The organism is Mycobacterium sp. NGS22 (assembly GCF_059813095.1).
The window spans coordinates 35073-57080 of record NZ_JCALDY010000015.1; the positions used below are offsets into that span (position 1 = coordinate 35073).

At 61.6% G+C, this 22008-nt stretch carries 23 protein-coding genes and 2 pseudogenes; 17 read left to right on the plus strand and 8 right to left on the minus strand.

What is annotated here, in order from left to right; translation table 11 throughout:
• Positions 1-466: 466 nt before the first annotated feature.
• The 3 genes and pseudogenes from AC5Y47_RS15865 to AC5Y47_RS15875 all read right to left on the minus strand — a co-directional run.
• Positions 467-1045, minus strand: coding sequence for a carboxymuconolactone decarboxylase family protein (locus AC5Y47_RS15865; protein ID WP_012394838.1), 579 nt, complete (start codon positions 1043-1045; stop codon positions 467-469).
• Positions 1008-2180 carry a zinc-dependent alcohol dehydrogenase gene (locus tag AC5Y47_RS15870; RefSeq protein WP_012394837.1) on the minus strand — a complete coding sequence of 391 codons (1173 nt, stop codon included), beginning with the start codon at positions 2178-2180 and terminating at the stop codon, positions 1008-1010. Before AC5Y47_RS15870 ends, AC5Y47_RS15865 begins: the two co-directional genes overlap by 38 nt.
• Positions 2177-2545, minus strand: a pseudogene (locus AC5Y47_RS15875) (TLP1 C-terminal extension domain-containing protein); the annotation flags it as partial. The pseudogene AC5Y47_RS15875 and the gene AC5Y47_RS15870, both read right to left, overlap by 4 nt.
• A 275-nt stretch (positions 2546-2820) precedes the next feature.
• Between AC5Y47_RS15875 and AC5Y47_RS15880 the strand changes: the two are divergent.
• The 5 genes and pseudogenes from AC5Y47_RS15880 to AC5Y47_RS15900 form a co-directional block, all read left to right on the plus strand.
• Positions 2821-3345 carry a TetR/AcrR family transcriptional regulator gene (locus AC5Y47_RS15880; protein ID WP_008256180.1) on the plus strand — a complete coding sequence of 175 codons (525 nt, stop codon included), beginning with the start codon at positions 2821-2823 and terminating at the stop codon, positions 3343-3345.
• A 53-nt stretch (positions 3346-3398) separates the two neighbouring features.
• Complete coding sequence (locus AC5Y47_RS15885; RefSeq protein ID WP_041325313.1) at positions 3399-3836, plus strand: PaaI family thioesterase; 438 nt, start codon at positions 3399-3401, stop codon at positions 3834-3836.
• Positions 3836-4747, plus strand: a complete 912-nt coding sequence (locus tag AC5Y47_RS15890) for an alpha/beta fold hydrolase (protein WP_012394833.1) — start codon at positions 3836-3838, stop codon at positions 4745-4747. The genes AC5Y47_RS15885 and AC5Y47_RS15890 overlap by 1 nt, the downstream gene beginning before the upstream one ends.
• A gap of 92 nt (positions 4748-4839) precedes the next feature.
• Positions 4840-5418 (plus strand): TetR/AcrR family transcriptional regulator, encoded by a 579-nt coding sequence (locus AC5Y47_RS15895; protein WP_172827193.1) that lies wholly within the window; start codon positions 4840-4842, stop codon positions 5416-5418.
• A 147-nt stretch (positions 5419-5565) separates the two neighbouring features.
• A pseudogene (locus tag AC5Y47_RS15900) lies at positions 5566-5991 on the plus strand (IS1380 family transposase); the annotation flags it as partial.
• Between the two features lie 69 nt (positions 5992-6060).
• On the opposite strand, the gene AC5Y47_RS15905 reads toward AC5Y47_RS15900, so the two are convergent.
• A complete protein-coding gene (locus tag AC5Y47_RS15905) occupies positions 6061-7026 on the minus strand; it encodes a helix-turn-helix transcriptional regulator (RefSeq protein WP_046188922.1) in 966 nt (321 codons plus the stop codon).
• 162 nt (positions 7027-7188) lie between these two features.
• On the opposite strand from AC5Y47_RS15905, the gene AC5Y47_RS15910 reads away from it, so the two are divergent.
• The 7 genes from AC5Y47_RS15910 (at position 7189) to AC5Y47_RS15940 (ending at position 14988) form a co-directional block, all read left to right on the plus strand.
• Positions 7189-7509, plus strand: coding sequence for a 2Fe-2S iron-sulfur cluster-binding protein (locus tag AC5Y47_RS15910; RefSeq protein ID WP_012394830.1), 321 nt, complete (start codon positions 7189-7191; stop codon positions 7507-7509).
• Positions 7510-7580: 71 nt separating this feature from the next.
• Positions 7581-8921, plus strand: coding sequence for a cytochrome P450 (locus AC5Y47_RS15915; RefSeq protein ID WP_046188902.1), 1341 nt, complete (start codon positions 7581-7583; stop codon positions 8919-8921).
• On the plus strand, positions 8918-10120 hold the full coding sequence (locus AC5Y47_RS15920; RefSeq protein ID WP_012394828.1) for an NAD(P)/FAD-dependent oxidoreductase: 1203 nt from the start codon (positions 8918-8920) through the stop codon (positions 10118-10120). The genes AC5Y47_RS15915 and AC5Y47_RS15920 overlap by 4 nt, the downstream gene beginning before the upstream one ends.
• 261 nt (positions 10121-10381) lie before the next feature.
• Positions 10382-10792, plus strand: coding sequence for an SCP2 sterol-binding domain-containing protein (locus AC5Y47_RS15925; protein ID WP_016889191.1), 411 nt, complete (start codon positions 10382-10384; stop codon positions 10790-10792).
• Positions 10793-10840: 48 nt separating this feature from the next.
• On the plus strand, positions 10841-12457 hold the full coding sequence (locus AC5Y47_RS15930; RefSeq protein WP_081283115.1) for a fatty acid--CoA ligase: 1617 nt from the start codon (positions 10841-10843) through the stop codon (positions 12455-12457).
• A gap of 46 nt (positions 12458-12503) precedes the next feature.
• A complete protein-coding gene (locus AC5Y47_RS15935; RefSeq protein ID WP_012394825.1) occupies positions 12504-13610 on the plus strand; it encodes an NDMA-dependent alcohol dehydrogenase in 1107 nt (368 codons plus the stop codon).
• Between the two features lie 277 nt (positions 13611-13887).
• The gene (locus AC5Y47_RS15940) at positions 13888-14988 is read left to right on the plus strand and encodes a BtrH N-terminal domain-containing protein (RefSeq protein WP_042789224.1); all 1101 of its coding nucleotides are present in this window, start codon (positions 13888-13890) and stop codon (positions 14986-14988) included.
• Between the two features lie 13 nt (positions 14989-15001).
• Here AC5Y47_RS15940 and AC5Y47_RS15945 read toward each other — a convergent pair whose 3' ends face one another.
• Both AC5Y47_RS15945 and AC5Y47_RS15950 read right to left on the minus strand, forming a co-directional pair.
• Complete coding sequence (locus AC5Y47_RS15945; RefSeq protein WP_275941707.1) at positions 15002-15124, minus strand: hypothetical protein; 123 nt, start codon at positions 15122-15124, stop codon at positions 15002-15004.
• A 199-nt stretch (positions 15125-15323) separates the two neighbouring features.
• Positions 15324-15608 (minus strand): hypothetical protein, encoded by a 285-nt coding sequence (locus AC5Y47_RS15950; protein ID WP_012394823.1) that lies wholly within the window; start codon positions 15606-15608, stop codon positions 15324-15326.
• On the opposite strand from AC5Y47_RS15950, the gene AC5Y47_RS15955 reads away from it, so the two are divergent.
• Positions 15576-15953 (plus strand): PaaI family thioesterase, encoded by a 378-nt coding sequence (locus tag AC5Y47_RS15955; protein ID WP_016889187.1) that lies wholly within the window; start codon positions 15576-15578, stop codon positions 15951-15953. The genes AC5Y47_RS15950 and AC5Y47_RS15955 overlap by 33 nt on opposite strands.
• 162 nt (positions 15954-16115) lie before the next feature.
• Here the strand turns inward: AC5Y47_RS15955 and AC5Y47_RS15960 are convergent, their stop codons facing one another.
• On the minus strand, positions 16116-16805 hold the full coding sequence (locus AC5Y47_RS15960) for a TetR/AcrR family transcriptional regulator (protein ID WP_012394821.1): 690 nt from the start codon (positions 16803-16805) through the stop codon (positions 16116-16118).
• A gap of 73 nt (positions 16806-16878) precedes the next feature.
• Between AC5Y47_RS15960 and AC5Y47_RS15965 the strand changes: the two genes are divergently transcribed.
• On the plus strand, positions 16879-17748 hold the full coding sequence (locus AC5Y47_RS15965) for a metal-dependent hydrolase (protein WP_012394820.1): 870 nt from the start codon (positions 16879-16881) through the stop codon (positions 17746-17748).
• Between the two features lie 166 nt (positions 17749-17914).
• Here AC5Y47_RS15965 and AC5Y47_RS15970 read toward each other — a convergent pair whose 3' ends face one another.
• Entirely contained in the window at positions 17915-18547 is a 633-nt protein-coding gene (locus AC5Y47_RS15970; RefSeq protein ID WP_074319847.1) for a TetR/AcrR family transcriptional regulator, read from the minus strand.
• Positions 18548-18676: 129 nt separating this feature from the next.
• Here AC5Y47_RS15970 and AC5Y47_RS15975 point away from each other — a divergent pair, with 129 nt between their 5' ends.
• The 3 genes from AC5Y47_RS15975 to AC5Y47_RS15985 are packed head-to-tail and all read left to right on the plus strand — an operon-like array spanning position 18677 to position 21964.
• Positions 18677-19543 carry an SDR family NAD(P)-dependent oxidoreductase gene (locus AC5Y47_RS15975; RefSeq protein ID WP_012394818.1) on the plus strand — a complete coding sequence of 289 codons (867 nt, stop codon included), beginning with the start codon at positions 18677-18679 and terminating at the stop codon, positions 19541-19543.
• Position 19544: 1 nt separating this feature from the next.
• Complete coding sequence (locus tag AC5Y47_RS15980) at positions 19545-20468, plus strand: hypothetical protein (RefSeq protein WP_012394817.1); 924 nt, start codon at positions 19545-19547, stop codon at positions 20466-20468.
• The gene (locus AC5Y47_RS15985) at positions 20465-21964 is read left to right on the plus strand and encodes a flavin-containing monooxygenase (RefSeq protein ID WP_012394816.1); all 1500 of its coding nucleotides are present in this window, start codon (positions 20465-20467) and stop codon (positions 21962-21964) included. The genes AC5Y47_RS15980 and AC5Y47_RS15985 overlap by 4 nt, the downstream gene beginning before the upstream one ends.
• Positions 21965-22008 lie beyond the last annotated feature (44 nt).

Consider the following 22008-nt stretch of genomic DNA (forward strand, 5'->3'; position numbering starts at 1 on the left):
GGTGTTTGCCGTCCCCGGTGGGACTTCGGCGCGGCTGGCGTTCGTGGTCAGCTGTATGAAGACGGCAGCGCCTCGGTGTCGGACGCCGGGTCTAGCTTGCAGCAGCGGGCTCTTGAATTCTCTGCGTGAGGTGCTGTGTGCGGTGACTGCCGACGATCGCCTTCATTGGCGTTCTGTTGCCAGCGACCCGATTGAACGACTCTCCCAGTAGTAACAGTTGGCCTGAGTCGCGAAGAACCTCGACATCCCTTGGATCGTATTCGTATGACGGAGCGTGCTTCAAGCTGGTGTAGGCGTCCCAGAACAGTTGGCTCCACATGTCCAGTTGGTGGCATTACCCCGAGACCGTGGCTAAGAGACCGAAATCACAACTACCCGTTTGAAATTCAATAGCCCACAACTGACTAGGAACATAAGGGGTAACCGAGCTTCAACTTGGGTGCGATTGCTGAACAACCGTTTTTACTCAATCGTCACGTCGAGGGGCTCGCCCATCGGGCGGCCAGGAGTCGGTACCCGACTCAAGCGGAATATTCAAGGATCGAAGCAGGATCGAAAAGAGCCGCCAATTGGCGATCGCTCCGACAAGTTCGACCAAAACCGCGTGATCGCCATTGAATGCCTTGTGGCACGCGGCCCAGTTTTCCTCGGCAATGACCCCGTCACGTACCACATCATCGGTCGCCGCCAGGACCGCACGCTCGGCATGGCCCAGACGATTGGAACTCTGCCAGTCACGCACCGCCAGAAGGTCATCCGAAGCCACACCGAGCAGCGTCGCGATTCGCCAATGCTGTGTCCACTCATATACCGACCCCGTTACCCAGCCGATGCGCATGATGATCAATTCGCGTAGCCGGGCGTCGAGCACACCGTTAAATAGCAGCGCCTCAAGCATTCCGTACAGGGCCACTGCGAGGCTCGGCTGGTGAAGTGCCACGCGAAATACTGACAGTTCTGCCATCTCTGCGGGCAGCCCACACTCGGCAGCCCGCAGCCGGGCCTGCTCAAGGTCGAGCATCGGTACGCGTTCCGTTCTCGTCACGTGTGACCTTCCTCTGTTGAAGCTCCGCATGCTGTGAGGGCGTGGGCACGAAGACGTTGTGCAGGGCCGCACTCGATTTGGCATTTTCATCTGCAAGCGAACTGAGCAGCGGCGCGAGACCAGCGAATCCGGTTGATTCTCTTGTGATCCGGTCGAACGGCCAGCGGCGCGTGGCCAGAATCTCGAGGGCTGCCCGGTAGGCGGGATACTCCACGCCGAGTGCACCGGCGATGTGTAATTCCTTATACACCAGCGTGTCTGGTTCAAAGCCGGGCGCGCCGCCTCCGCCGCGGGTGCCAGCAACCACGACCCTGCCGCCAGGCCTGGCAAGGGCGACGGCGTCGGCGAACGCGGAGGGTGCTTTGGCGGTGACATCGATGACCACGTCGGCAAGCTGTCCGCCTGTCTCACGCTGGAGCGCTGTCACTGCATCGTCCTGCGATACGTCGATGGGCAGGTCGACACCGAATGATCTGGCTATGGCCAGTCGCTGATCGTCGCGTGGACCGATGCCGGTCATCGCGACGAAAGCGGCTCCCGCCTCTTTCGCCGCCACCGCCGCGCAGATCCCGCGGATGCCCGGTCCCAGTATCGCTACGATACCCCCCGCCTTGGTGTCGGGAAGAGTTTTCCCCCATTGGATACCGGCCCCGAGAGGGTTGAACAACGTGGCGAGAACGGGGTCCATGTCTTCGGCAATCGGGAGTAGCATCGCGTCCCACGGAAGCTCCACATGGGTGGCGTATCCGCCCCATAACCCGGCGCCGATCTCCACGTCGACGAACCCGAACATGGTGGCGATGCCGTTCACCGCACATCGCCGGTATTCGCCGCGGCGACACTCCGGGCAGTCTCGGCAGGACCGGAACACCTCGACGGCCACGCGCTGGCCGGCCCGGACGCACCAGCGTTCGCTGGCCGCATTGCCGACATGTTCGACGATGCCGACGATTTCGTGACCTGGAACGAATGAGAAGCCGGCAGGCAGGTGTCCGGTGAATTGTTCGTGATCTGTACCGCATAGACCACATGCTTCAACTCGCAGGATCGCACCGCGGTCACCGACGTCGGGGATGGTCATCTGGCGCCGCTCCAGATTCCGCGGTCCGGTCAACACCATGGCCTCGGCGATCATGGAAGCTCGAATCCCGTGGACGACCCTGTGTTTCGGAGGCAAACCGTTCTGCCAACGTACATCTCGCCCGCCATCGCCTCGGCAATCTGCGGATCGTCGCTGCGTGCGACGACTCTTCGCCCGTCGGACAGGTGCGCGATGGTCGGTGTCCATCGAGGTCGCCCGTCTCGGTCGTATTCGACCGTGTACCCGTCCACTGTCGCGCGACCGGTCGCCTCGTCGACGCCTGCGACGGCCAGCCGCGATGAATCGATCGGAGTTTGTTCGTCTGCCGTGTCGATCAGTCGCCACCCGGTTGGTGGAGGGGTGGCCGACCACACACCGACCGAATGTTTCGTCGAATACCAACCGAGGCCGGTGACGACGTCGTCCCCGCGATGGGTGACTTCGCCTACGCCGACCGCCACCGGAGTACGCGCTTCTACCGACAATCGATCACTCGCTCAGGGCCACGGGCTGTTGTGAGACACGAATGCGATGGTGTCATATCTGCAGTCAAGCCACAATGGTGTGCGCCCGCGGCATACTGGCTGTTGTGTCGACGAAGTTGGTGCGATGGGGTGCCGCCGCGCCGTCAGATCGTGATTCCGCTCGCGACCGATTGCTAGATGCTGCCGAGCGGTGCCTAGAGAGTTGCGGCGTGGTAGGCACGACCATGGAGGACATCGGCAGAACAGCGGGTGTCTCCAGGGCAACGGTGTATCGCTACTTCCCTAATCGGGAGGCGGTGATGTCGGGCGTCATCATTCGCGCCGCCGAGCGCTATCTCGATCGCATCAACCCCCGGATCGCGGAGCACACCGATCTGGGCTCCGCTCTCGTCGATTTCGTGGAATACACAGTTGAGGCCGCGCGCCGCGAAGAGATCATCGGATTGTTGTTCGGCAGCGACGAGGAACTCGCCGGCGTTGGCCTCGCGGCGGGGACCTCGACGTCACTCTTCGAACTCGTCACCGAGTTTCTCCGTCCCATCTTCAGGAGACACTGGAGTTACGTAGAACCGGGCGTCTCCGTCGACGACGCCGCCGAGTGGGTTCTCCGCACGATACTGAGCCTGCTGACTGTTCGAGGACCGCGGGAGCGCAGTCGTGACGGGCTCCGGACATTTCTTTCAAGGTTTCTCCTTCCCGCAATCCTGGCGAGCGACCATTGTCGACCGATGTGACAGACAAGGCGTAATGTCTCAACCACAGCTGAGGTAGGAGGCCGGACATGTCTGTGCAGTTCACCGCGTTCAACCAGCAGGTCGCTGAACAACTGCAGAGCGCAGCAGAAACCACGGGCGGGCTGGCCGGTTACCTCGGCTTCCGGCACACTGAATTCACTGCTGGACGGCTCGTCGCGGAGATGGACGCACGCGACGACCTGAAGACGCCTTTCGGCAACTTGCATGGCGGCTGCTTGTCGGCCATGGTCGACCATTGCCTTGGAGTGGTGTTTTATCCCGTGATTCCGATGGGATCCTGGGTCGCGACGACGGAGTTCAAACTGAATTTGCTTCGTCCAGTCTCCAGCGGAACCTGTGTAGCCACGGCTGAGATCATCTCGCTGGGCAGAACCAGCGGTGTGGCACGTATCGACATCTGCAACGACGGCAGAGCGGTGTGTGCGGCGCAGGGCACCGTCACCGTCGTCGCACCGAAGGCCATCTCTTGATGTCTGCAAACAGAGCACATGATTCGTCCGCTCCTGTCGTCGAGCGCGTGCCCACGGTGGATGGGCTCTCGCTGGCGGTCGACTTCTACCGCTGTGACGGACCGCGGGCGGTCGTGTTGCTCCTTCACGGCGGTGGTCAGAGCCGGCACGCCTGGGATGTCACCGCCCAACGATTGCATCAGCGGGGCTACACCGTTGCCGCCTACGACGCAAGGGGACATGGTGACAGCGACTGGGATCCAGACGGACGCTATGACATCGAACGGCTGGGGTCCGACCTGTTGGCCGTGCGCGCGTACGCCGGCTCCGCCCGCCCAGTTGCCGCGATCGGGGCATCGTTGGGCGGTTTGACCATCCTCGGCACGCACTTGCTCGCCCCATCGGAGCTATGGCAGGCCGTCGTCCTGGTTGACATCACTCCGCGAATGCAGATGCACGGCGCCCGCCGAGTCCTATCGTTCATGTCGGCCCATCCCGAAGGTTTCGACAGCCTAGAGTCGGCCGCTGACGTGATCGCCGCCTACAACCCGCACCGCCCTCGCCCCGAAAACGTCGACGGCCTTCAAAAAGTCCTCCGCCGACGTGGAGACGGTCGCTGGGCCTGGCGATGGGATCCGGCGTTTGCGACGTCGAATTTTCAGTTCCTGCAGAGTGATTCAGACGACGGCGCAGAGGAGTTCGAGATGATGAGCGCATTCCTTGTCGATGGCGCGCGACAGGTGTCCGCGCCGGCGCTGCTGGTCCGCGGCCTGCTGTCGGACATAGTCTCCGAAGAGACAGTGAAGGATTTCCTCACCTTGGTTCCCCACGCGCAAACCGTTGACGTGTCGGGCGCGGGCCACATGGTTGCTGGCGACAACAACGACGCATTCTCGACGGCGGTCGTCGACTTTCTCGACCGTACCGTTTGACGCCAGTCGTCGGGCTGCGCGGGAGATCCCAGTTCGCCACCTATTCTGCTCGTATGCCAACTGATTCGGCGCGGATGTCGTTTCGCCGACATATCCGCGAGCAGGTCTTGAGGGCGACACGGGAACTCACCATTGAGAAGGGCTGGGAACAAGTCCGAGTGAGTGAGGTCGCCGAACTTGTCGGCGTCTCCCGACCGACGCTATACAAGGAGTTCGGCGATAAGCAGGGACTTGGTGACGCGCTCGTGGTGGCCGAGGGTCAGCGCTTCCTGGAGGGTATCCACGCCATCCTCGCCGAACACACCGGCGACGTTCAGGGCGGCATCACCGCAGCGGTGCGGTTCACCCTGCGTGAAGCAGAAGCCAGTCCGCTCCTGAAGTCGGTGCTGACGTCCAGCCACTCAGGGGATGATCGCGCCGGTGCGCCGACGACGGGCGTTCTTCCTCTCCTGCCGACATCGGCGTCCCTGCTCCAGCTCTCCTCCGCGGCTTTGGTCGCGTGGTTTCACGACCACTTCGCCGATCTCGACTCCGAAGACGTCGAGGAGGTCGCAGACGTTCTGGTGCGGCTCACCGTGAGTCACGTCGTCCTTCCCTCCGCGGACATCGCCACCACGGGTGCGCGGATCTCGCGGGTGGCGCTCCGCTACCTCGGCGTTGGCTATAGATAGCTGTGACTTGAGCGGTCTTAGCCTCGATCCACTGACAATGGACTGTTTGTCGGGGTGTCGGGATAAGGAAAGTGCGTTCTGAGCTGGGAAGATTGATATTGTTCAGGCAACAATCGGTCCAGTTCGAGAACGGCACTTCCGGCGCGAGTGTCCCACACGTTCACCCCGCGGTCCGATGTGTTCGATGAGGACATCTGGTGTCGTGCGCGGGCCTGGTGCCGGTGATGGCGCTGGCTGAGCAGGCAGGCCTATCGGAGTTGTTGGCCAACAAGATTCACATCGCAGCTCCCAGGGTCAAGTCGAGGTCGGCCAATCCGGCTCCGAAACTGGCCACCCTGATCGCGAGCATGTACGCGGGCGCGGATTACATCGATGATGTCGACCTGGTCCGCGCTGGCGGCATAAAAACCCTTTTTCCGCCGGGTGTATCCCCCGTCAACGATGGGAACGCTGTTGCGGGAGTTCACTTTCGGTTATGCCCGCCAATTGGATTCGGTGCTGGCCGAGCATCTGGCCGGCTTGTGTGACCGGGTGAATCTGCTGCCCGGCGCGCAGGCTCGGGCCTTCATCGAACACCCGGGGAGAGGCGACGCTGCAGAAAGACGCCGCAAAGGTCGGGATCTCCGGACCCGCCGGGACAGCTCAATGTGGTGAGAGCCGAAACTCGCTCGGAGAGCGGCCGGTCCATCGCTTGAAGGCGTGTGAGAAGTTGGCGAGGTCGCTGTATCCGAGATCCGTGGCGATCTCACTCACCGATAGGGATCGGTCGAGTAGCTGCAGCATCGCGCGCTCGCGCAGGAATGCTTGGCGCAACTCGCGAAAGGTGGTCTCCTCTTCGGAGAGGCGCCGCTTGAGTGTGCTGGTGGACATCGACAGCTCATGTGCGAACCAATGTTTACTTCGGCGTCCGGGCTCCTTCTGCAGCAGCCGTCTCACCTTCTCCGAGAACGACGTGGTTTCGCTCCGCTGGTCGAGAGTTCGCTGCAGATCGACGATGGCGAGTCGGTATGCGACGGGATCGGAGAACCGGCACACCTCGTTGAGCGTGTCCGCGGGAACATGGAGGAAGGACATCGGAGCGTCGAAGAACAGGCGCCCGGCGGTAAGGTCGTCCTCGCGATCTTTCAAGGCGGCGGGCGCTGGCCAACTCAAGTGGAGTGTGAGGGTCGGCGCCGCACGGACGAGCATGTCCAGCAGTCGCAACAACGCCAACCCGGCGTACGTGACGGCGAGGCAGTCCAGGGCACGATCGCTGGTGTGTCCCCAGAGCCCGACGGTGAGGCCTTGGTCATCTGGATGAAACTGTGCTTTGACAGCCGTCGTGATCAACGGCAGATAAGTCAGCAGCTCTACGATCTCGGCCACTGAGCCCGCGCTGACCAGCGGAACACTCAGCGGGCCGAAGGACGTCAACTGTGCCTGTTCGGCTAACGCAAATCCGAGCAGCGTTGCCTGATCGATGTCTAGACCGGGGTACGCCTCACGAAACCACCGTAACGGGGCCTGGATATCACGCTGAATCAGCGTCGCCTCGTCGGTTCCTTCGCGAGCCATGATGTTGCGAAGCCGCGCGACGGCGTCTGGGTCAAACGCCGGGCTCTCGAGCATTTGCACGAATGCGAGTGGGGGCACACCCGCGTCATTGGGGTTCACTGACCATGGCCCCTTTGAGCCGAAATCACAAGTTTCTGACTCCGGCGAACATAGCCGCAGCGCTCATCTGGCGCAAGACTTGTGTCAAGTAACTGAGGACACGCAAGGAGCCTGGCTATGGCAGTTGTCACATTTGTCTCCCACGGCGGCGAGAAGTATGAGGCGCCTCTCGAGGAAGGTCAGTCACTGATGCGGGTCGCGACCAACAATGCGGTGCCCGGCATCGACGGCGACTGCGGAGGCGAAGCCGCGTGCGGCACCTGCCATGTGATCGTCGATCCGCAATGGTCCGATCGGGTCGGCCTCTCCGGGGCCAATGAAGAGGAGATGCTCGCGATGAACCCCGAGCGTCAGCCGACCTCCCGGCTGTCCTGCCAGATGCAGGTCTCTGAGGCGTGGGACGGTTTGATCGTCCATCTGCCCGAGTTCCAACTGTGATGACGAAAGAGAGGTGAGACGTGAGCAATATTCGCGAGGCAGTCACTGCCAAGGCTCAGGCAACAATTCCGATGGACCGAATAATCCAGGGCGCCCACCTCTACGACAGAACGCGGCGCTGGGTCACCGGCACCAACGGTGAAAAAATCTTCATCGAGCGACCGATCCCGCCGGCTGACGAGGTTGAACTGACCGACATCGACCTTAGCAATCCTTTCCTCTATCGTCAGGGTCGCTGGAAGTCCTATTACGAGCGCCTACGCAACGAGGCTCCCGTGCACTATCAGGCCCACAGCGCGTTCGGCCCGTTCTGGTCGGTGACGCGGCATGCCGACATCGTGGCCGTCGACAAGAACCACGAGGTCTTCTCCTCCGAGCCGTTCATCGTCATCGGGAGCCCGCCGCGCTTCCTCGACATTGCGATGTTCATCGCGATGGACCCCCCAAAACACGACCGGCAACGGCAGGCTGTCCAGGGTGTGGTCGCACCGAAGAACCTGCGTGAGATGGAGGGCCTCATCCGCGAGCGGGTGGTAGACGTGCTCGACGCTCTGCCGCTTGGCGAACCGTTCAACTGGGTGCAGCACGTCTCGATCGAGCTAACCGCGCGCATGCTGGCCACGCTGCTGGACTTCCCGTTCGAGCAGCGGCGCAAGCTCGTCCAATGGTCCGATCTCGCCACCTCCATGGAGCAAGCCAACGGTGGGCCCTCGGACAACGACGAGATATTTCGCGGCATGGTCGATATGGCTAGAGGTCTCAGCGCTCACTGGCGGGACAAGGCAGCCCGGACAGCTGCCGGAGAGCTGCCCGGCTTCGATCTGATCACCATGTTGCAGAGCGACGAGAGCACCAAGGACCTGATCGATCGCCCGATGGAGTTCTTGGGCAACTTGGTATTGCTGATCGTGGGTGGCAACGATACGACCCGCAATTCCATGAGCGGTGGTGTTCTGGCGCTGAACGAGTTCCCTGACCAGTTTGAGAAGCTGAAGGCGAACCCCGAGCTGATCCCCAACATGGTCTCGGAGATCATCCGGTGGCAAACCCCGCTCGCGCATATGCGCCGGATCGCCAAGGCCGACACTGTGCTCAACGGGCAGTTCATCCGCAAGGGCGACAAGGTCCTGATGTGGTACGCCTCGGGCAACCGCGACGAGCGCGTGTTCGATCGGCCCGATGACCTGATTATCGATCGGGCCAACGCCCGTAACCACATCTCCTTCGGTTTCGGCGTGCACCGCTGTATGGGTAACCGGCTGGCCGAGATGCAGTTGCGGATCCTGTGGGAGGAGCTGCTTCCGCGGTTCGAGAACATCGAGGTCGTCGGTGAGCCCGAGTACGTGCAGTCCAACTTCGTGAGGGGGATCAGTAAGCTGATGGTCCGCCTCACCCCGAAAGGTGGCGCATGACCGTGCAGCGAGCGGTCATCGCGGGGGCCAGCCACGCGGGCACCCAGCTCGCCGCCAGTCTTCGCCGAGAAGGGTGGGACGGCGAAATCGTCCTCGTCGGCGATGAGTCGGCGTTGCCCTACCAGCGGCCCCCGCTGTCCAAGTCGTACCTGGCCGACAAATGCGAACTGGCCGAACTCGCGATCCGCAACTCGGATTTCTACGCCAAGCAGCGGATCCGACTCCTGGATGCGACGGTGGCGGCGGTCGACCGCTCGGCTGGTCATGTCGTGCTGAGTACCGGCGACGCACTGCCCTACGACAAGCTCGCGCTGTGCACTGGCGCCCGGCCTCGTCGGCTCCCCACCCCGGGAGCGGACCTGGCCGGAGTCTTCTACCTACGCACCGCCGCGGACGGCGAGATGATCCGAGAGGCCGCCGGCCCCGGGCGTCGGGCGGTGATCGTCGGCGGCGGCTACATCGGACTGGAGACAGCCGCCTCGTTGCGTGCACTGGGTCTGGAGGTCACCCTGCTCGAGGCGACCGGGCGCGTCCTTGAACGGGTCACCGCCCCGGAGGTATCGGAGTTCTTCGACCGGATCCACCGGGAGGAGGGCGTCAACATCCGGACGGGCACGCTGGTCGAGGCTCTGTCCGGCGACGGCAGGGTCCGCGAAGTAATCCTGGCCGGTGGCGAATCAATTCCCGCCGACCTCGTCATTGTCGGCATCGGCGTGGAGCCGAACACCGAGCTCGCCGCCACCGCGGGCCTGGTCGTCGACAACGGCGTCGTGATCGACGATCAGGCCCGGACTAGCGACCCCGACATCGTGGCCGCCGGGGACTGCGCCAGCCACGACATGGCCCGTTACGGCCGTCGCATCCGCCTGGAGTCCGTGCCGAGCGCGGCCGAGCAGGCCAAGGTCGCCGCCGCGACCGTCTGTGGGAAGTCCAAGAAGATAGCGGCCCTTCCATGGTTCTGGTCAGATCAATACGACCTCAAGCTCCAGATCGCCGGTCTCAACACCGGGTACGACGAGGTCGTCCTCAGCGGCGACCCGACCCGGGAGCGCGACTTCACCTGCTTCTACCTCCGTGCCGGCGAGCTTCTTGCCGCCGACTGCATCAACCGTCCCCGCGACTTCATGTTCAGCAAGCGGGTCATCACGCAGCAAGTCGCCGTCGAACGGGCCGAACTGGTGCTCGCCGGCTCGGACTGAGGTGCCGGCGGTGCGTAGGCGGTGGGAACGACGACGGCGGATGCGACGCGTGTCTTGGAGAGGTACTTCAGTGACAATTGCCATCCAGCCCCGCTGGCAAAGGAACGCTAGCGGCTGCCCGGCGGTCGCCTTGGCGCAGCGCATCAGGACCTAGTGGGGTTTCCCAACGAGCATGACGATTCTTTCCGGAGGAGCAGCGTCAGAAGTCGGTGCCTGTTCTGTTCTGTTCTGTTCTGACAATGAGGTTAGTTGAGGTTGACGGTGGCGGTATTTAGGGACGAGGACGAGGTCTATGCCTTCCTGGGCGGGATCTTTCGGCGGGGTTTGGAGAAGGAGGGTCTGGCGGACAAGCTCGCGAATTCGGGTGTGGTGTTGCGGGTGCATTACACAGATCCGGATGCGGTTGTGACGGTGGACATGCCGAACAAGGTGGTGGAGACCGGAGCGGCCAGTACCGCGGTGCCCAACGTGGAGTTGTTCATGTCGGCAGACACGGGGAACAAGTTCTGGTTGGGGAAGGTGAACTTGACGATGGCGATGGCCAAGGGAACGGTACGTGCGAAAGGTCCGGTGCCGAAGTTGATCAAGTTGATCCCGCAGGCCAAGAACCTGTTCCCCGAGTACCGGTTGATGCTGGAGAGCCAGAATCGGCAGGACCTCATCGATGCGTGACCCTCGCCTCACCGCGGGCTGTAGGGCGGGTGTGCGATGAGGAGCACGATGCAGGACGTTGCGTTGACTGTGCCCGCGATCGTGGCCCATGCTTCGGCAGTCCATGGCGATCGCGAGGTGCTGACTGCGCGCGGACCCCGGCAGATCTCTGGGGTGTCCTATCGCGAGGTGGGTGAGCGTGCGGCACGGTTGGCAAATGCTTTGCGCCAGATCGGCATCCGTGGAGATGAGCGTGTCGCGACGCTGCAATGGAGCAACCAGGAGCATCTGGACTGTTACGCGGCGGTGCCGTCGATGGGCGCGGTGCTGCATACGTTGAACCTGCGGCTGCCGCCGGAACAGCTGACGTGGATCGCCAATCATGCCGAGGATCGGGTGATCATCGTCGACAGTACGGTGCTTGCCCTTTTGGCGGCGGCGTTGCCGTCGATGACCTCGGTGCGCACGGTGCTAGTGACCGGAACCGGCGATCTTGCCGCGGTCGAGGGGTGCGGAAAGGACGTCCTACGGTACGACGATGTGGTGGCCGCCCAGTCGAGTACGTTCGAGTGGCCCGATGTCGATGAGCGGTCGGCTGCAGCGATGTGCTATACGAGCGGTACCACCGGGCACCCGAAAGGTGTTGTCTACAGCCATCGTTCGACGTGGTTGCACTCTCAGGCGGCGTGCACCTCGAATGCCTTGGGCATCGGTCATGACGACACGGTGTTGGCGATCGTTCCGATGTTCCACGCCAACGCGTGGGGGTTGCCGTATGCGGCGATGATGGCCGGCGCGCAGCTTCTGCTGCCTGACCGTTTCCTGCAGGCGGGGCCTTTGGTGGAGATGATCGAGGCGGTGCGGCCGACGATGGCGGGGGCGGTGCCGACAATCTGGACCGATGTTCTGCATTACTTGCGCGACAATCCTGGCCATGACGTGAGTTCGCTGAAGATGGTGGCCTGCGGTGGTTCGGCGGTTCCGCGGTCGTTGATGACCGCCTATGACGAGCTGGGCATCCGCATTGTGCAGGCTTGGGGGATGACTGAGACTTCCCCGCTGGCCTCGGTCGCTCTGCCGCGGAGTTCTGATACCCCGGAGAGGTCGCTTCACCTGCGCGCAACCCAAGGCCGGGTGGTGGCCGGTGTGCAGGCCCGCATCGTCGATGACAGCGGTGCAGAACAACCGTGGGACGGAAAATCGGTGGGGGAGATTCAAGTCCGCGGCCCGTGGATCACTCAGTCGTATTACGAGAATGACAGTCCGGCGGCGTCGCCGGACGGGTGGTTGCGTACCGGGGACGTCGGGACGATCAGCGCGGACGCGCTCATCGCGCTGACCGACCGCTCCAAGGATGTCATCAAGTCCGGGGGCGAATGGATCTCCTCGGTGGAATTGGAGAACGAGTTGGCCGCTCACCCTGCGGTGCGCACCGCCACGGTGATTGGAGTGCCCGACGACAAGTGGCAGGAACGGCCGCTGGCGGTGGTCGTCCTGGCTGCCGCCCGCACCGCCACCGCGGCGGAGCTGACCGAATTTCTGCGTGCGCGGGTGGCCAAGTGGTGGCTACCGGAACGGTGGGCGTTCGTCACCGACATTCCGCTGACTTCCACTGGCAAGTTCGACAAGAAGAAGCTGCGCCGCCAGTTCGCCGACGGTGACCTCATCATCGAGACGCTGGCGTGAATCATCAATCCACTGCGACCGAAACACTGACGTTAAGGAGACACACATGAAGACACGTGCTGCAGTGCTGTGGGGCCTAGGAGAAAAGTGGGAAGTCGAGGACATCGAGTTGGATCCTCCCGGCCCCGATGAAGTGCTCGTCCAGCTGACCGCGACCGGGTTGTGCCATTCCGACGAACACCTCGTGACCGGCGACCTGCCCATTCCGCTGCCCGTCGTCGGTGGCCACGAGGGTGCCGGCACCGTGGTCGAAGTGGGTGCGGGTGTCGAGAACGTCGCCGAGGGCGATTCGGTGATCCTGACGTTCCTGCCGTCGTGCGGGCACTGTTCCTATTGCGCGCGGGGGATGGGGAACATGTGCGACTTGGGTGCCGCGCTCATGATGGGACCCCAGATCGACGGCACTTACCGTTTCCATGCCAGGGGTGAGGACGTCGGCCAGATGTGCCTGCTGGGCACGTTCTCGGAATACACCGTGGTCCCCAAGGCGTCTCTGGTCAAAATCGACCAGGGGACACCGCTGGACAAGGCGGCGTTGATCGGGTGTGGTGTGACGACCGGGTACGGGTCGGCGGTGCGCACCGGTGAGGTGCGTGCCGGGGATACCGTGGCGGTGATCGGAGCCGGTGGCATCGGCATGAATGCGATTCAGGGTGCCCGCATCGCGGGCGCGTTGAACATCGTGGCTGTCGATCCGGTGGCGTTCAAGCGTGAACAAGCCGGCGGTTTCGGTGCGACGCATGCCGTTGCCACGATCGACGAGGCCTGGTCACTGATCAGTGACATCACCCGCGGCAAACTCGCCGATGTCTGCGTCTTGACCACCGATGTCGCCGAAGGGTCCTACATCGGCGAGGCGCTGTCCTTGGTCGGTAAACGCGGCCGTGTGGTCGTTACCGCGATCGGGCACCCCGAAGACACCTCGATGTCGGGTTCACTGCTGGAATTGACGCTGTATGAAAAGCAGATCCGCGGCGCTCTGTACGGTTCTTCGAACGCCGCCCACGACATCCCGCGGCTCGTCGAGCTCTACAACGCCGGACACCTCAAGCTGGATGAGCTGATCACCCGTGAGTACACCCTCGATCAGATCAACGAAGGCTACGCGGATATGCGATCGGGCCGCAACATCCGAGGACTCATCCGATTCTGATAAAGCAGCCGAAGCGCGGGAGCGCGACCACGGGAGCAAGCGAGCTGAGTACAACGGTTGAGTGCTGCGCGTCTGTGGCTCTTACCGTTGACGTGTTGATGCAGGACTAGCGATCGAAAGTCAATGTGCCCCATCGCCATAGGCTGTCGAGATGCGCGGCTGAGGTTGGCTGCGGTCACGCGTGTTGGTGTTGGCACCTACTGTCAGCCGGGAAGCCGTGATGAAACGTAGCTTTTGACGAGTCTCAACAGTGCTACTGACAAGGAAGGAAGCGGCGATGACGAGGATTCAAGTTCCCTATCCCCATAGGAGGGGAGGGCACTGTGGTTCCGGTGCGCTTCGTGACCTTACTGAATGGGCCCAACTCGGATGGGGGACAGAAGCACTCAGTGAAGGATTGGTCTTCACCCTCGGCGGAGTCTTGGACTTCTCGTACGTCCGCTCTACGCAGTTGTTCCCCCAGGTGTACCTGGTAGGACGAGGAAGCGACCTGGAACAGGATTACCTCTCCCGGGTTGGCGCAAAGTTCGTCGTGCGATCGACCGATGACCCGGACGTGGGATGGGCATTTGTGACCGACGAAATCGACAAAGGTCGACCCGTCATGGTCTGGGCTGACATCGGCGAACTTCCTTACCTGCGCGTCCGATTGCACATGAGCCGTCACGACATTGTCATCACCGGATACGATGACGAACAACGGGTCGCCTATGTGGTCGATAATGACCGCGAGACAACCCAGACGGTGGCCTACGACGACCTACGCCGGGCGCGGTCCTCGGTCGGGTTTCCCACACCTACCCGGCACACCACATATCACGTCGACTGGCCAGAGCGAGTGCCAGACCTTGGGCCGATCGCGGCCGCTGCACTCGCCGCGAGCGCAGCGTTCATGCGCGGCGGTGCCGTAGGTGCGCCGCTACTGCGCATCGAGGCAGCTGAAGTCGAATCTTCCGGTTTGAAGGGTGTGCAGGACTTCGCCGATGACGTAGGGCATTGGCCAACGCTGTTCGATGACGATGCCCTGACCGCGGCATTGTTCGGGCTCGGGGCGTTCATCGAGAAAGCCGGTACCGGCGGCGGGCTCTTTCGTACGCTGCAGGCAGACGGTTGCCAGAACATCGCCGATCTCCTAGATGACGCCGCCACTGCCGAAGCGGCTGCCGCGGCCCGACATGCTTCCAAAGCGTGGTCTACGCTTGCGGCCGCAGCCACGGATGCCGGCACATCGCTACGGAGTCGTAGTCTAGCTGCGGCCAAAGTCGCCGCGACGATCCCGGACGCCGAAACGCGCCTCGTCGAAGCCCTCGAAACGGCCAGTCGATCCGTTGGCACTGTCGATACCGGCATCGAAGCTCATCTGAAAGGCTATCTGTGAGTGGCACTTCAAATCAATCGAGTTTCCTGAAGACTACTGGTTTCTCGATTGGCAGCATGACGATGTTCAGCGCTTCGCCCAGAACGCGGTCGGTGACGTTCGTGACCCTTGTGCAGAAGGCGAGGTTGACCGTCACCGCTGTGGGGGACAGGATTTGGTATGACCCCTATAGCACCGACGACGACCCCGAGCATTATCGGGCGAGCTATGCGGCGACAGCGTCGAGGGCGTATTGCGGGGCAGGACCAAATGGCTGATAGTGACGGAACTGGAAGGTGTACCGCAGCGATGATCTCGGCGGGCTAACGAGTCCTTTACATACTGTCTTCGGGCGATCAGCCCAGCCGACGTCGGCGCAGTTCTTCAGTCGCATGGTGGTCCATGCACTGCGTGGTCCTATTTAGGAGGATTTCGTCATCGACGAGCAAGCGGAAGAAGATTCGGCCATCGCGTGGTGGCATAACTTTCAGAATCGTGTTATCGCCGCCGACGGCGACTACCTCGATGCGCACCATCCGTGGTGCCTTGGTTGCGGCACAGACAATCCGCACGGTCATCGCCTGCGAGCGCGTCGGCGTGGCGACGGGGTGGGCGCCAGGCATATCTTCGACGGCCGACATCGCGGCGCACCCGGGATCGCACATGGCGGCGCAGTCATGACGGTTCTTGACGACACGGTGGGCATGCTGCTCTACGTCGTCGGTGAGATGGCCGTCACCCGTAAGCTCGACACCGAGTTCTTCGCGCCGGTATTGCTGGGGGTTCCCTACGAGGTCAGCGCGGAGCTCGTGTCCAGAACCGGCCGGAAACTCGAAGTGCGGACAGAATTGCGCGAGGAAGCCACCGGCCAGCTGGTCGCGTCCGCGTCCGGGTTATTCGTCGTCGTCACGCTGGATCACTTCACTAGCTCCATACAGAAGGCGTCGTCAATACGCTGCACTGCGCGACCACCCTGGGAAGGATGACTCAACCCGTAAATCTGCTCATTTTTCAACCGGCGCAGGCTGCTCAGGATTGAACCGGGGCCGACAGGGGGTTTGCTAAGCAAACGCGTACTCGACCACATCGTGGTGTACCAGCCTTCGGTAGCGTGACGCCGCAGCGTGTCGGCGAAAATACCGCCGGTCTCATCTGTTGTGGCCCGCCGGGGAGTTGATATCGACCTGGATGTGCGAAGCGGCCGGGTCAGGTTTCTGGCCGAGGGTATACAGGCCAAGACTGCCGAGAAAACCCGCACAATGCTCGATAAGCACTTCGGTCGATAGGTTTAGTTGTCCGTCTATCCAGCGACGGAGAATCTCGAACAGGCCCCCGACACCGTAGGTAGCGGCGAGATCTGCGACCTGAATCACCTCGCTGGGTATATCGAGATGCAGGCGGGCCTCTCTGAGGACGAGCTCCGCAAATTCGGACATCAGTTCGCTTCGCAGCTGCCGAAGCAGGGGTTCAGCGCCCGATTCGACAAACAATATGCGGGCCATGCTGGGATCGTTCTCGATCATCTGAACCAGGGCCTTTATCGGAGCGTAAGCGAGTTCTTGAGGAGCAACGGTGTCATCCGGTATCGCCTTGGTGATCACGGCTTGGAAGGTGGTGGAGATCTTGGTGAACATCGCACGCAGGAGCGCGTCTCTGTCGCGAAACTGCTGGTAGAAGTACCGGCTCGTCACTCCTGACTCCGTACACACAGCGGTCACGGTGCACGCGGCGGCTCCCTGCTTGCCCATGAGCGCGACCGCGGCGTCAATCAGCAGTGCGCGGCGCTGCGCATCGCGTTGAGTTGCGGACAGCCCGCCATAAACACGTGCTGGACTCATGCCCTACATTCTGGCAGTCTCATGTGACAAGGCCTAAAGTCAGATCACGCAACGGAGGAAGGACCCCGTCAAGATGCCGGAAGATCGAGCCTCGACCAAGAGCCGTGTATTGCCAAAACCCCGGCGCGTTCGTTTCCCCATGCCCACCTCCACGAAGCGGCGACACTTCGTGGATGGCGACCTGGTGATGAGCCATTTCATCTCGGTGCTTTCTGCGACCTTCCCGGAAGGGGAAGACTTCTTCATCCGCTCGGTCAAGTATTTCCAGAGTTCCATCGACGATCCCCAATTGCTGACAGCGGTCAAGGGTTTCATCGGGCAAGAGGCCACACACCGACACCAGCATCGGCTCCTCAACGAACGGCTCCAGGCCATGGGTTATCCGACCGCGCGGATCGACCGCCACGTCGCACGCCTGATCAAGCGATTGGAGCGGCGCTTTTCGCCAGAAATGCGGCTGTCGATGACCTCTGCATTGGAGCACTACACCGCGACGCTCGCTGAAATCATTCTCACCAGCGATGACGCGCAGAAGCTCATCGGACAGACAGAGGTTCGACCGATTCTGCTGTGGCATGCGTTCGAGGAGTCGGAGCACAAAGCCGTCGCCTTCGACGCCTATCGGCTGATTGGAGGCACCGAGCGCACCCGCGTACGGGGCATGCGGATCGCCTCTGCAATTCTGTTCGGCGAACTCATTCTGCAGACTGCGCTGTCGATGGCCTCTGACAAGGCCTCGTATAACCCGGTCACGTTGGTGCGTAGCCTACGTCGCTTCAGTCGCACCCCGATGTTCACCGCCGATGCGCTGCAGCGATTCCGTTCGTACAACCGCCCCGGCTTCCACCCTGATGATTGGGACAGCACCGCGGTCCTGGAGCGATGGAGCAAGGAACTGTTCGACCAAGACGGCTCACAGAAGGTCATCGCTCAGCCGGGGTAGCAAAAGTGCGTGAGGAGGGCGACGCAGAAAGACACTGTTTCTGCGTCGTTCCTCCAAACAATCGACAGCGCGCCTGTCGTCACGGATTGGATGCCCGGTGGCGGGTCAAGGCGACAGTCATACAGACAAGTGCAGTCGGCCTCGAAACTCACGGAAAGGTTAAGCCTCAGCCGCTGACGACGTAGCGTTGAGCCAAGGTTTCAGCCAGTCGGCTCGTGTGCGCGACCACTTCCTTTTCGGTCACCGCGAGCAAACCGGAGTGCCAGGCCGTGATGACTTCGACGAACCCCCCCACCGCAACCAAAGTGTCCATACGAAGGGCCGTCTCGTCGGCGTCTTCTCTGAGATGTGGCCGGCTTGCCTCGACGACCAACTGCGTTGCCTCCTGCAGCGCCACAGCGCGGCGATCTTGCAGCGGTGAGCTACCTACATGCTGAGCGAGGAGGATGTGCGCCCGGCCAGGATCGCGTGCGATCCGGTCGACCACGATGGCGATCGCCGCGGTGATGGTTTCGATCGGCGGCCGATCCACACGCTCGTCGAAGAGCGCGGAAACCTCGCCGAGCATGTCATTGCGAACGCCATCCCACGCTGCGACGAGAAGATCCTCGCGCGTCTTGAAGTCCTCGTAGAAGTATCGATCGTTGAGCCCTGTCCGGGCGCACACGCCGCGCATAGTCACTGCGGCCCAACCGCTCTCACTCCAAATCTCGGTCGCAGCCTCGATCAATTGCTGCCGTCGCTCTGCTCGACGCTCAGCACCGGTCCGACCACCCCAGCGCGTGTTTCTCGACCGCACATCAAACATCTTGACAAAACGTCGGGCTCACGACCAAACTGGTGGCATGCGACACCAATGGTGGCTGATGCCCCCAAATCAATGGTCTCCCGCACCGGAAATCAGTGTCGCGATCCGAAAGGCAAGCAGATGAGGTTCTTGCCGTTCGGTAGTTCACCAGGTAGAACCCACCGCGCCCACGCAGTAGTCACAGGCGCAGGGAGCGGTATCGGCCGCGCGTTCGCCGTTGAGCTTGCACGCCGAGGTGGACGTGTTGTGTGTGCGGACAAAGACCCCATCACTGCGAAAGAGTCGGCCGAGTTGGTGAGGCAGGCCGGCGGCGAGGGTTTCGACGTCGTATGCGACGTCACCGACCTTGAGCAGGTCCGTAACCTCGCTGATGCCAGTGAAGACTGGTTTGGCAAGGCGGCGAGCCTGGTGATCAACAACGCCGGAATCGGTGCGGGCGGCAATCGCATCGGCGCTACGTCGGTCGAGGACTGGAACGCTGCGATTTCTGTCAACCTTTGGGGTGTTATCTACGGGTGCGAGACTTTCGTTCCCCGGCTCCGGAGCAACGGCCGTGGCGGAGTGATCAATGTGGCGTCCGCCGCGAGTTTCGGCTCGGCGCCCCGAATGGGGGCATACAACGTGAGTAAGGCCGGAGTGCTCGCTCTGTCCGAGACCTTGGCGGCCGAACTGAGCGGTACTAACGTCAATGTCACAGTGCTTTGCCCCACCTTCGTCAAGACGAACATCGCCAAAAATCCTCAGATTGAGGAGTCGGCGGCGAAACTCGCGACCAACCTGATGAGGTGGACCGGCATTTCGCCGGATCAAGTGGCTCGAACGACCTTGAACGCGCACGATCGCGGACAAATCTATGTAGTGCCCCAACTGGACGCGAAAATTTTGTGGCAACTGAAAAGAGCTTTACCCGGTCAGTTTACGCGGGCGTTGGGGCTGGTGGAGCGCGTGGCCTCATGGAACGATCCAGCCGAACAGAGGGAGCAGTGAAATGGCGTTCGCATATAGCGACATGCTCGAGACGATCAAGAACAAGCAATGGGCTCTCGCCGATATCGATTGGGGCGCCCCTGGTGCGGAGTTGATCACCGACGAACAGCGTCCCAAACTCAAGCAATTCATGTCCGACGTGGTGTGGATTGAGCATGTCGGAGCGCGCGCCTTTGCTGCGATGGCCCCGAAGGCGCCCTTCGAAGCGCTCGGAGACATTTACCGTTACTTTCACGCCGAGGAGCAGCGTCACGCCAACGCCGAACTTGCTCTGATGCGTCGCTGGGGCATGATCGAGGAAGGCGAAAAGCCTGTACCGAATAAGAACATCCGTCTCGTGATCGAGTGGCTAGATCGGTACGCTGAGGCTCTTCCTCTGACTGTCATCGGCGCCGCGATTCCCGCACTGGAGACCGCGCTGGACGGGGCCCTGCTGAAATTTCTCCTTGATGAGGTCGACGACCCAATTTGCGGGGAAGTATTCAATAAGGTCAACAGCGACGAATCGCGGCACCTTGCAGTAGGTTTTCAAGTCCTGAATGACCTCGGCGCCAGTCCCATGCGAATCCATGCAATCCAAACGGTCGGCGCTGTGATGGACCCCCGTATTCTCACTGGCGCGTTGCTGTATATACCGCTTCTCACGCGCATGTTGATGAATCTCAACGCGATGGGGCTATCCGAAGAGAAGCTGTACAACGCGGTGACGCGATATGGCAATGTCGGGGACCGCAGTGAGCACACGCGGAGGGTGCCTGGATATCACATCTTGAAGGCCCACATGTCCTCCTCGATCAAGCGGTCCCAACCCCTTCACTTCGTTTCCCAGCGCTTAGGCAATGCGATCGACATCTTCCCCGTGCAAGTACTCGGGCGACCGCCTTCATGGACGGATGAACTGACCTATGAACCGGTCGCTAAATGACGGACACGGTAACGACTTTGATCGTCGGCGCCGGCTTCGCGGGTATCGGTACGGCGATGAGAATGCTTCAAGCGGGCGTTAACGACTTTGTCATCTTGGAGCGATCACATCGCGTCGGGGGCACCTGGCGTGACAACACTTACCCCGGCGCCGCCTGCGACATTCCGTCATTGCTGTACTCCTACTCGTTCGAGCCGAACCCAGGCTGGACTCGCGCATACTCGGGGAGCGCAGAGATCCTCGCCTATATCGACGCGATTGTCGCGAAATACGATCTTGGGAGGTTCATTCATTTCGGTGCGGACGTGAGTGCACTGGAATTCGACGAGGATGCCGGAGAGTGGGTTGTCGACACGACCGGCGGCAGGCGGTATCGGGGCCGTTCAGTCGTGATGGCTAGCGGACCACTTGCTGACGCCAGTTTCCCGGATATTCGTGGCATCGAGTCGTACGAGGGGAAAAAGATTCACAGTGCTCGGTGGGACCACTCCTATGACATGAGCGGTAAGAGGGTGGCGGTTATCGGGACCGGGGCGAGCGCTGTGCAGATCGTTCCCGAATTGGTCCAGTTGGCGGCGTCGGTCAAGGTGTTTCAGAGGACGCCCGGCTGGGTCCTACCGAGGGTGAATTTCCGGCATCCGGCCTGGGCGCGTTCGACTTTCAAGCGCATGCCGGCAACCGAACAGGCCCTACGAGGTGCGTGGTTTTGGGCGCATGAGGTCATGGCCGTGGGCATGGTTTGGGATACCGCTGCCACATCTGTCATCCAAGCGGCCGCGAAGGCGAATCTGCGTCGGCAGGTGAAGGATACCTGGTTGAGACGTCAGCTAACACCGCAGTTCAGACCTGGGTGCAAACGCATGCTTATGACTAACGACTATTACCCTGCTCTCCAGGCCGATAACTGCAAACTCGTCAGCTGGCCGATCGCCACACTGGCTCCGAACGGAATTCGAACCGCCGACGGCATCGAGCATGAGGTGGACTGCATAGTATTCGCGACAGGCTTCGATGTGTGTAAACGCGGTACGCCATTTCCGATCCTGGGGCGCGACGGGCGAAAACTCGAAGACGCGTGGTCTGAGGGGAGATTTGCCTACAAGAGCGTGAGTGTGGCCGGGTATCCGAATTTGTTCTTCACTTTCGGGCCTAATTCCGGTCCTGGCCACAACTCCGCTCTTCTATATATGGAGGCGGCAATCGATTACATCGTAAAAGCGATCGAGCTCTTGCGCGACCAAGGTAACGGAGTCCATACCCTGGATGTGAAAGAGAATAGCCAAAACGCGTACCACTCCAATATTCAGCGGCGGTTACGACGCACGACATGGAACTCGGGTTGCAGCAGCTGGTATTTAACAGAGGATGGCTATAACGGCACGATGTATCCGGGCTTTGCGACTCAGTTCACCAGGGAACTGTCCCGTCTGGATATGCGGGATTACGATATCACTCGGCGTGACGATGCTGACCTGAAGTTGACACAAACACGCTGAACTGCAGCAGCGGATAGGGTAAACATCAAAGCGCACGTGAGGAA

Excerpts from the sequence above, each read along its gene's own strand:
- AC5Y47_RS15920 (WP_012394828.1), top strand. The coding sequence starts at position 8,918 with ATGACCGTGCAGCGAGCGGTCATCGCGGGGGCCAGCCACGCGGGCACC.
- AC5Y47_RS15935 (WP_012394825.1), top strand. The coding sequence starts at position 12,504 with ATGAAGACACGTGCTGCAGTGCTGTGGGGCCTAGGAGAAAAGTGGGAA.
- AC5Y47_RS15950 (WP_012394823.1), bottom strand. The coding sequence starts at position 15,608 with ATGTCGGCCGTCGAAGATATGCCTGGCGCCCACCCCGTCGCCACGCCG.
- AC5Y47_RS15910 (WP_012394830.1), top strand. The coding sequence starts at position 7,189 with ATGGCAGTTGTCACATTTGTCTCCCACGGCGGCGAGAAGTATGAGGCG.
- AC5Y47_RS15915 (WP_046188902.1), top strand. The coding sequence starts at position 7,581 with ATGGACCGAATAATCCAGGGCGCCCACCTCTACGACAGAACGCGGCGC.
- AC5Y47_RS15940 (WP_042789224.1), top strand. The coding sequence starts at position 13,888 with ATGACGAGGATTCAAGTTCCCTATCCCCATAGGAGGGGAGGGCACTGT.
- AC5Y47_RS15870 (WP_012394837.1), bottom strand. The coding sequence starts at position 2,180 with ATGATCGCCGAGGCCATGGTGTTGACCGGACCGCGGAATCTGGAGCGG.
- AC5Y47_RS15890 (WP_012394833.1), top strand. The coding sequence starts at position 3,836 with ATGTCTGCAAACAGAGCACATGATTCGTCCGCTCCTGTCGTCGAGCGC.
- AC5Y47_RS15960 (WP_012394821.1), bottom strand. The coding sequence starts at position 16,805 with ATGAGTCCAGCACGTGTTTATGGCGGGCTGTCCGCAACTCAACGCGAT.
- AC5Y47_RS15980 (WP_012394817.1), top strand. The coding sequence starts at position 19,545 with ATGGCGTTCGCATATAGCGACATGCTCGAGACGATCAAGAACAAGCAA.
- AC5Y47_RS15905 (WP_046188922.1), bottom strand. The coding sequence starts at position 7,026 with ATGCTCGAGAGCCCGGCGTTTGACCCAGACGCCGTCGCGCGGCTTCGC.
- AC5Y47_RS15975 (WP_012394818.1), top strand. The coding sequence starts at position 18,677 with ATGAGGTTCTTGCCGTTCGGTAGTTCACCAGGTAGAACCCACCGCGCC.
- AC5Y47_RS15965 (WP_012394820.1), top strand. The coding sequence starts at position 16,879 with ATGCCGGAAGATCGAGCCTCGACCAAGAGCCGTGTATTGCCAAAACCC.
- AC5Y47_RS15930 (WP_081283115.1), top strand. The coding sequence starts at position 10,841 with ATGCAGGACGTTGCGTTGACTGTGCCCGCGATCGTGGCCCATGCTTCG.
- AC5Y47_RS15985 (WP_012394816.1), top strand. The coding sequence starts at position 20,465 with ATGACGGACACGGTAACGACTTTGATCGTCGGCGCCGGCTTCGCGGGT.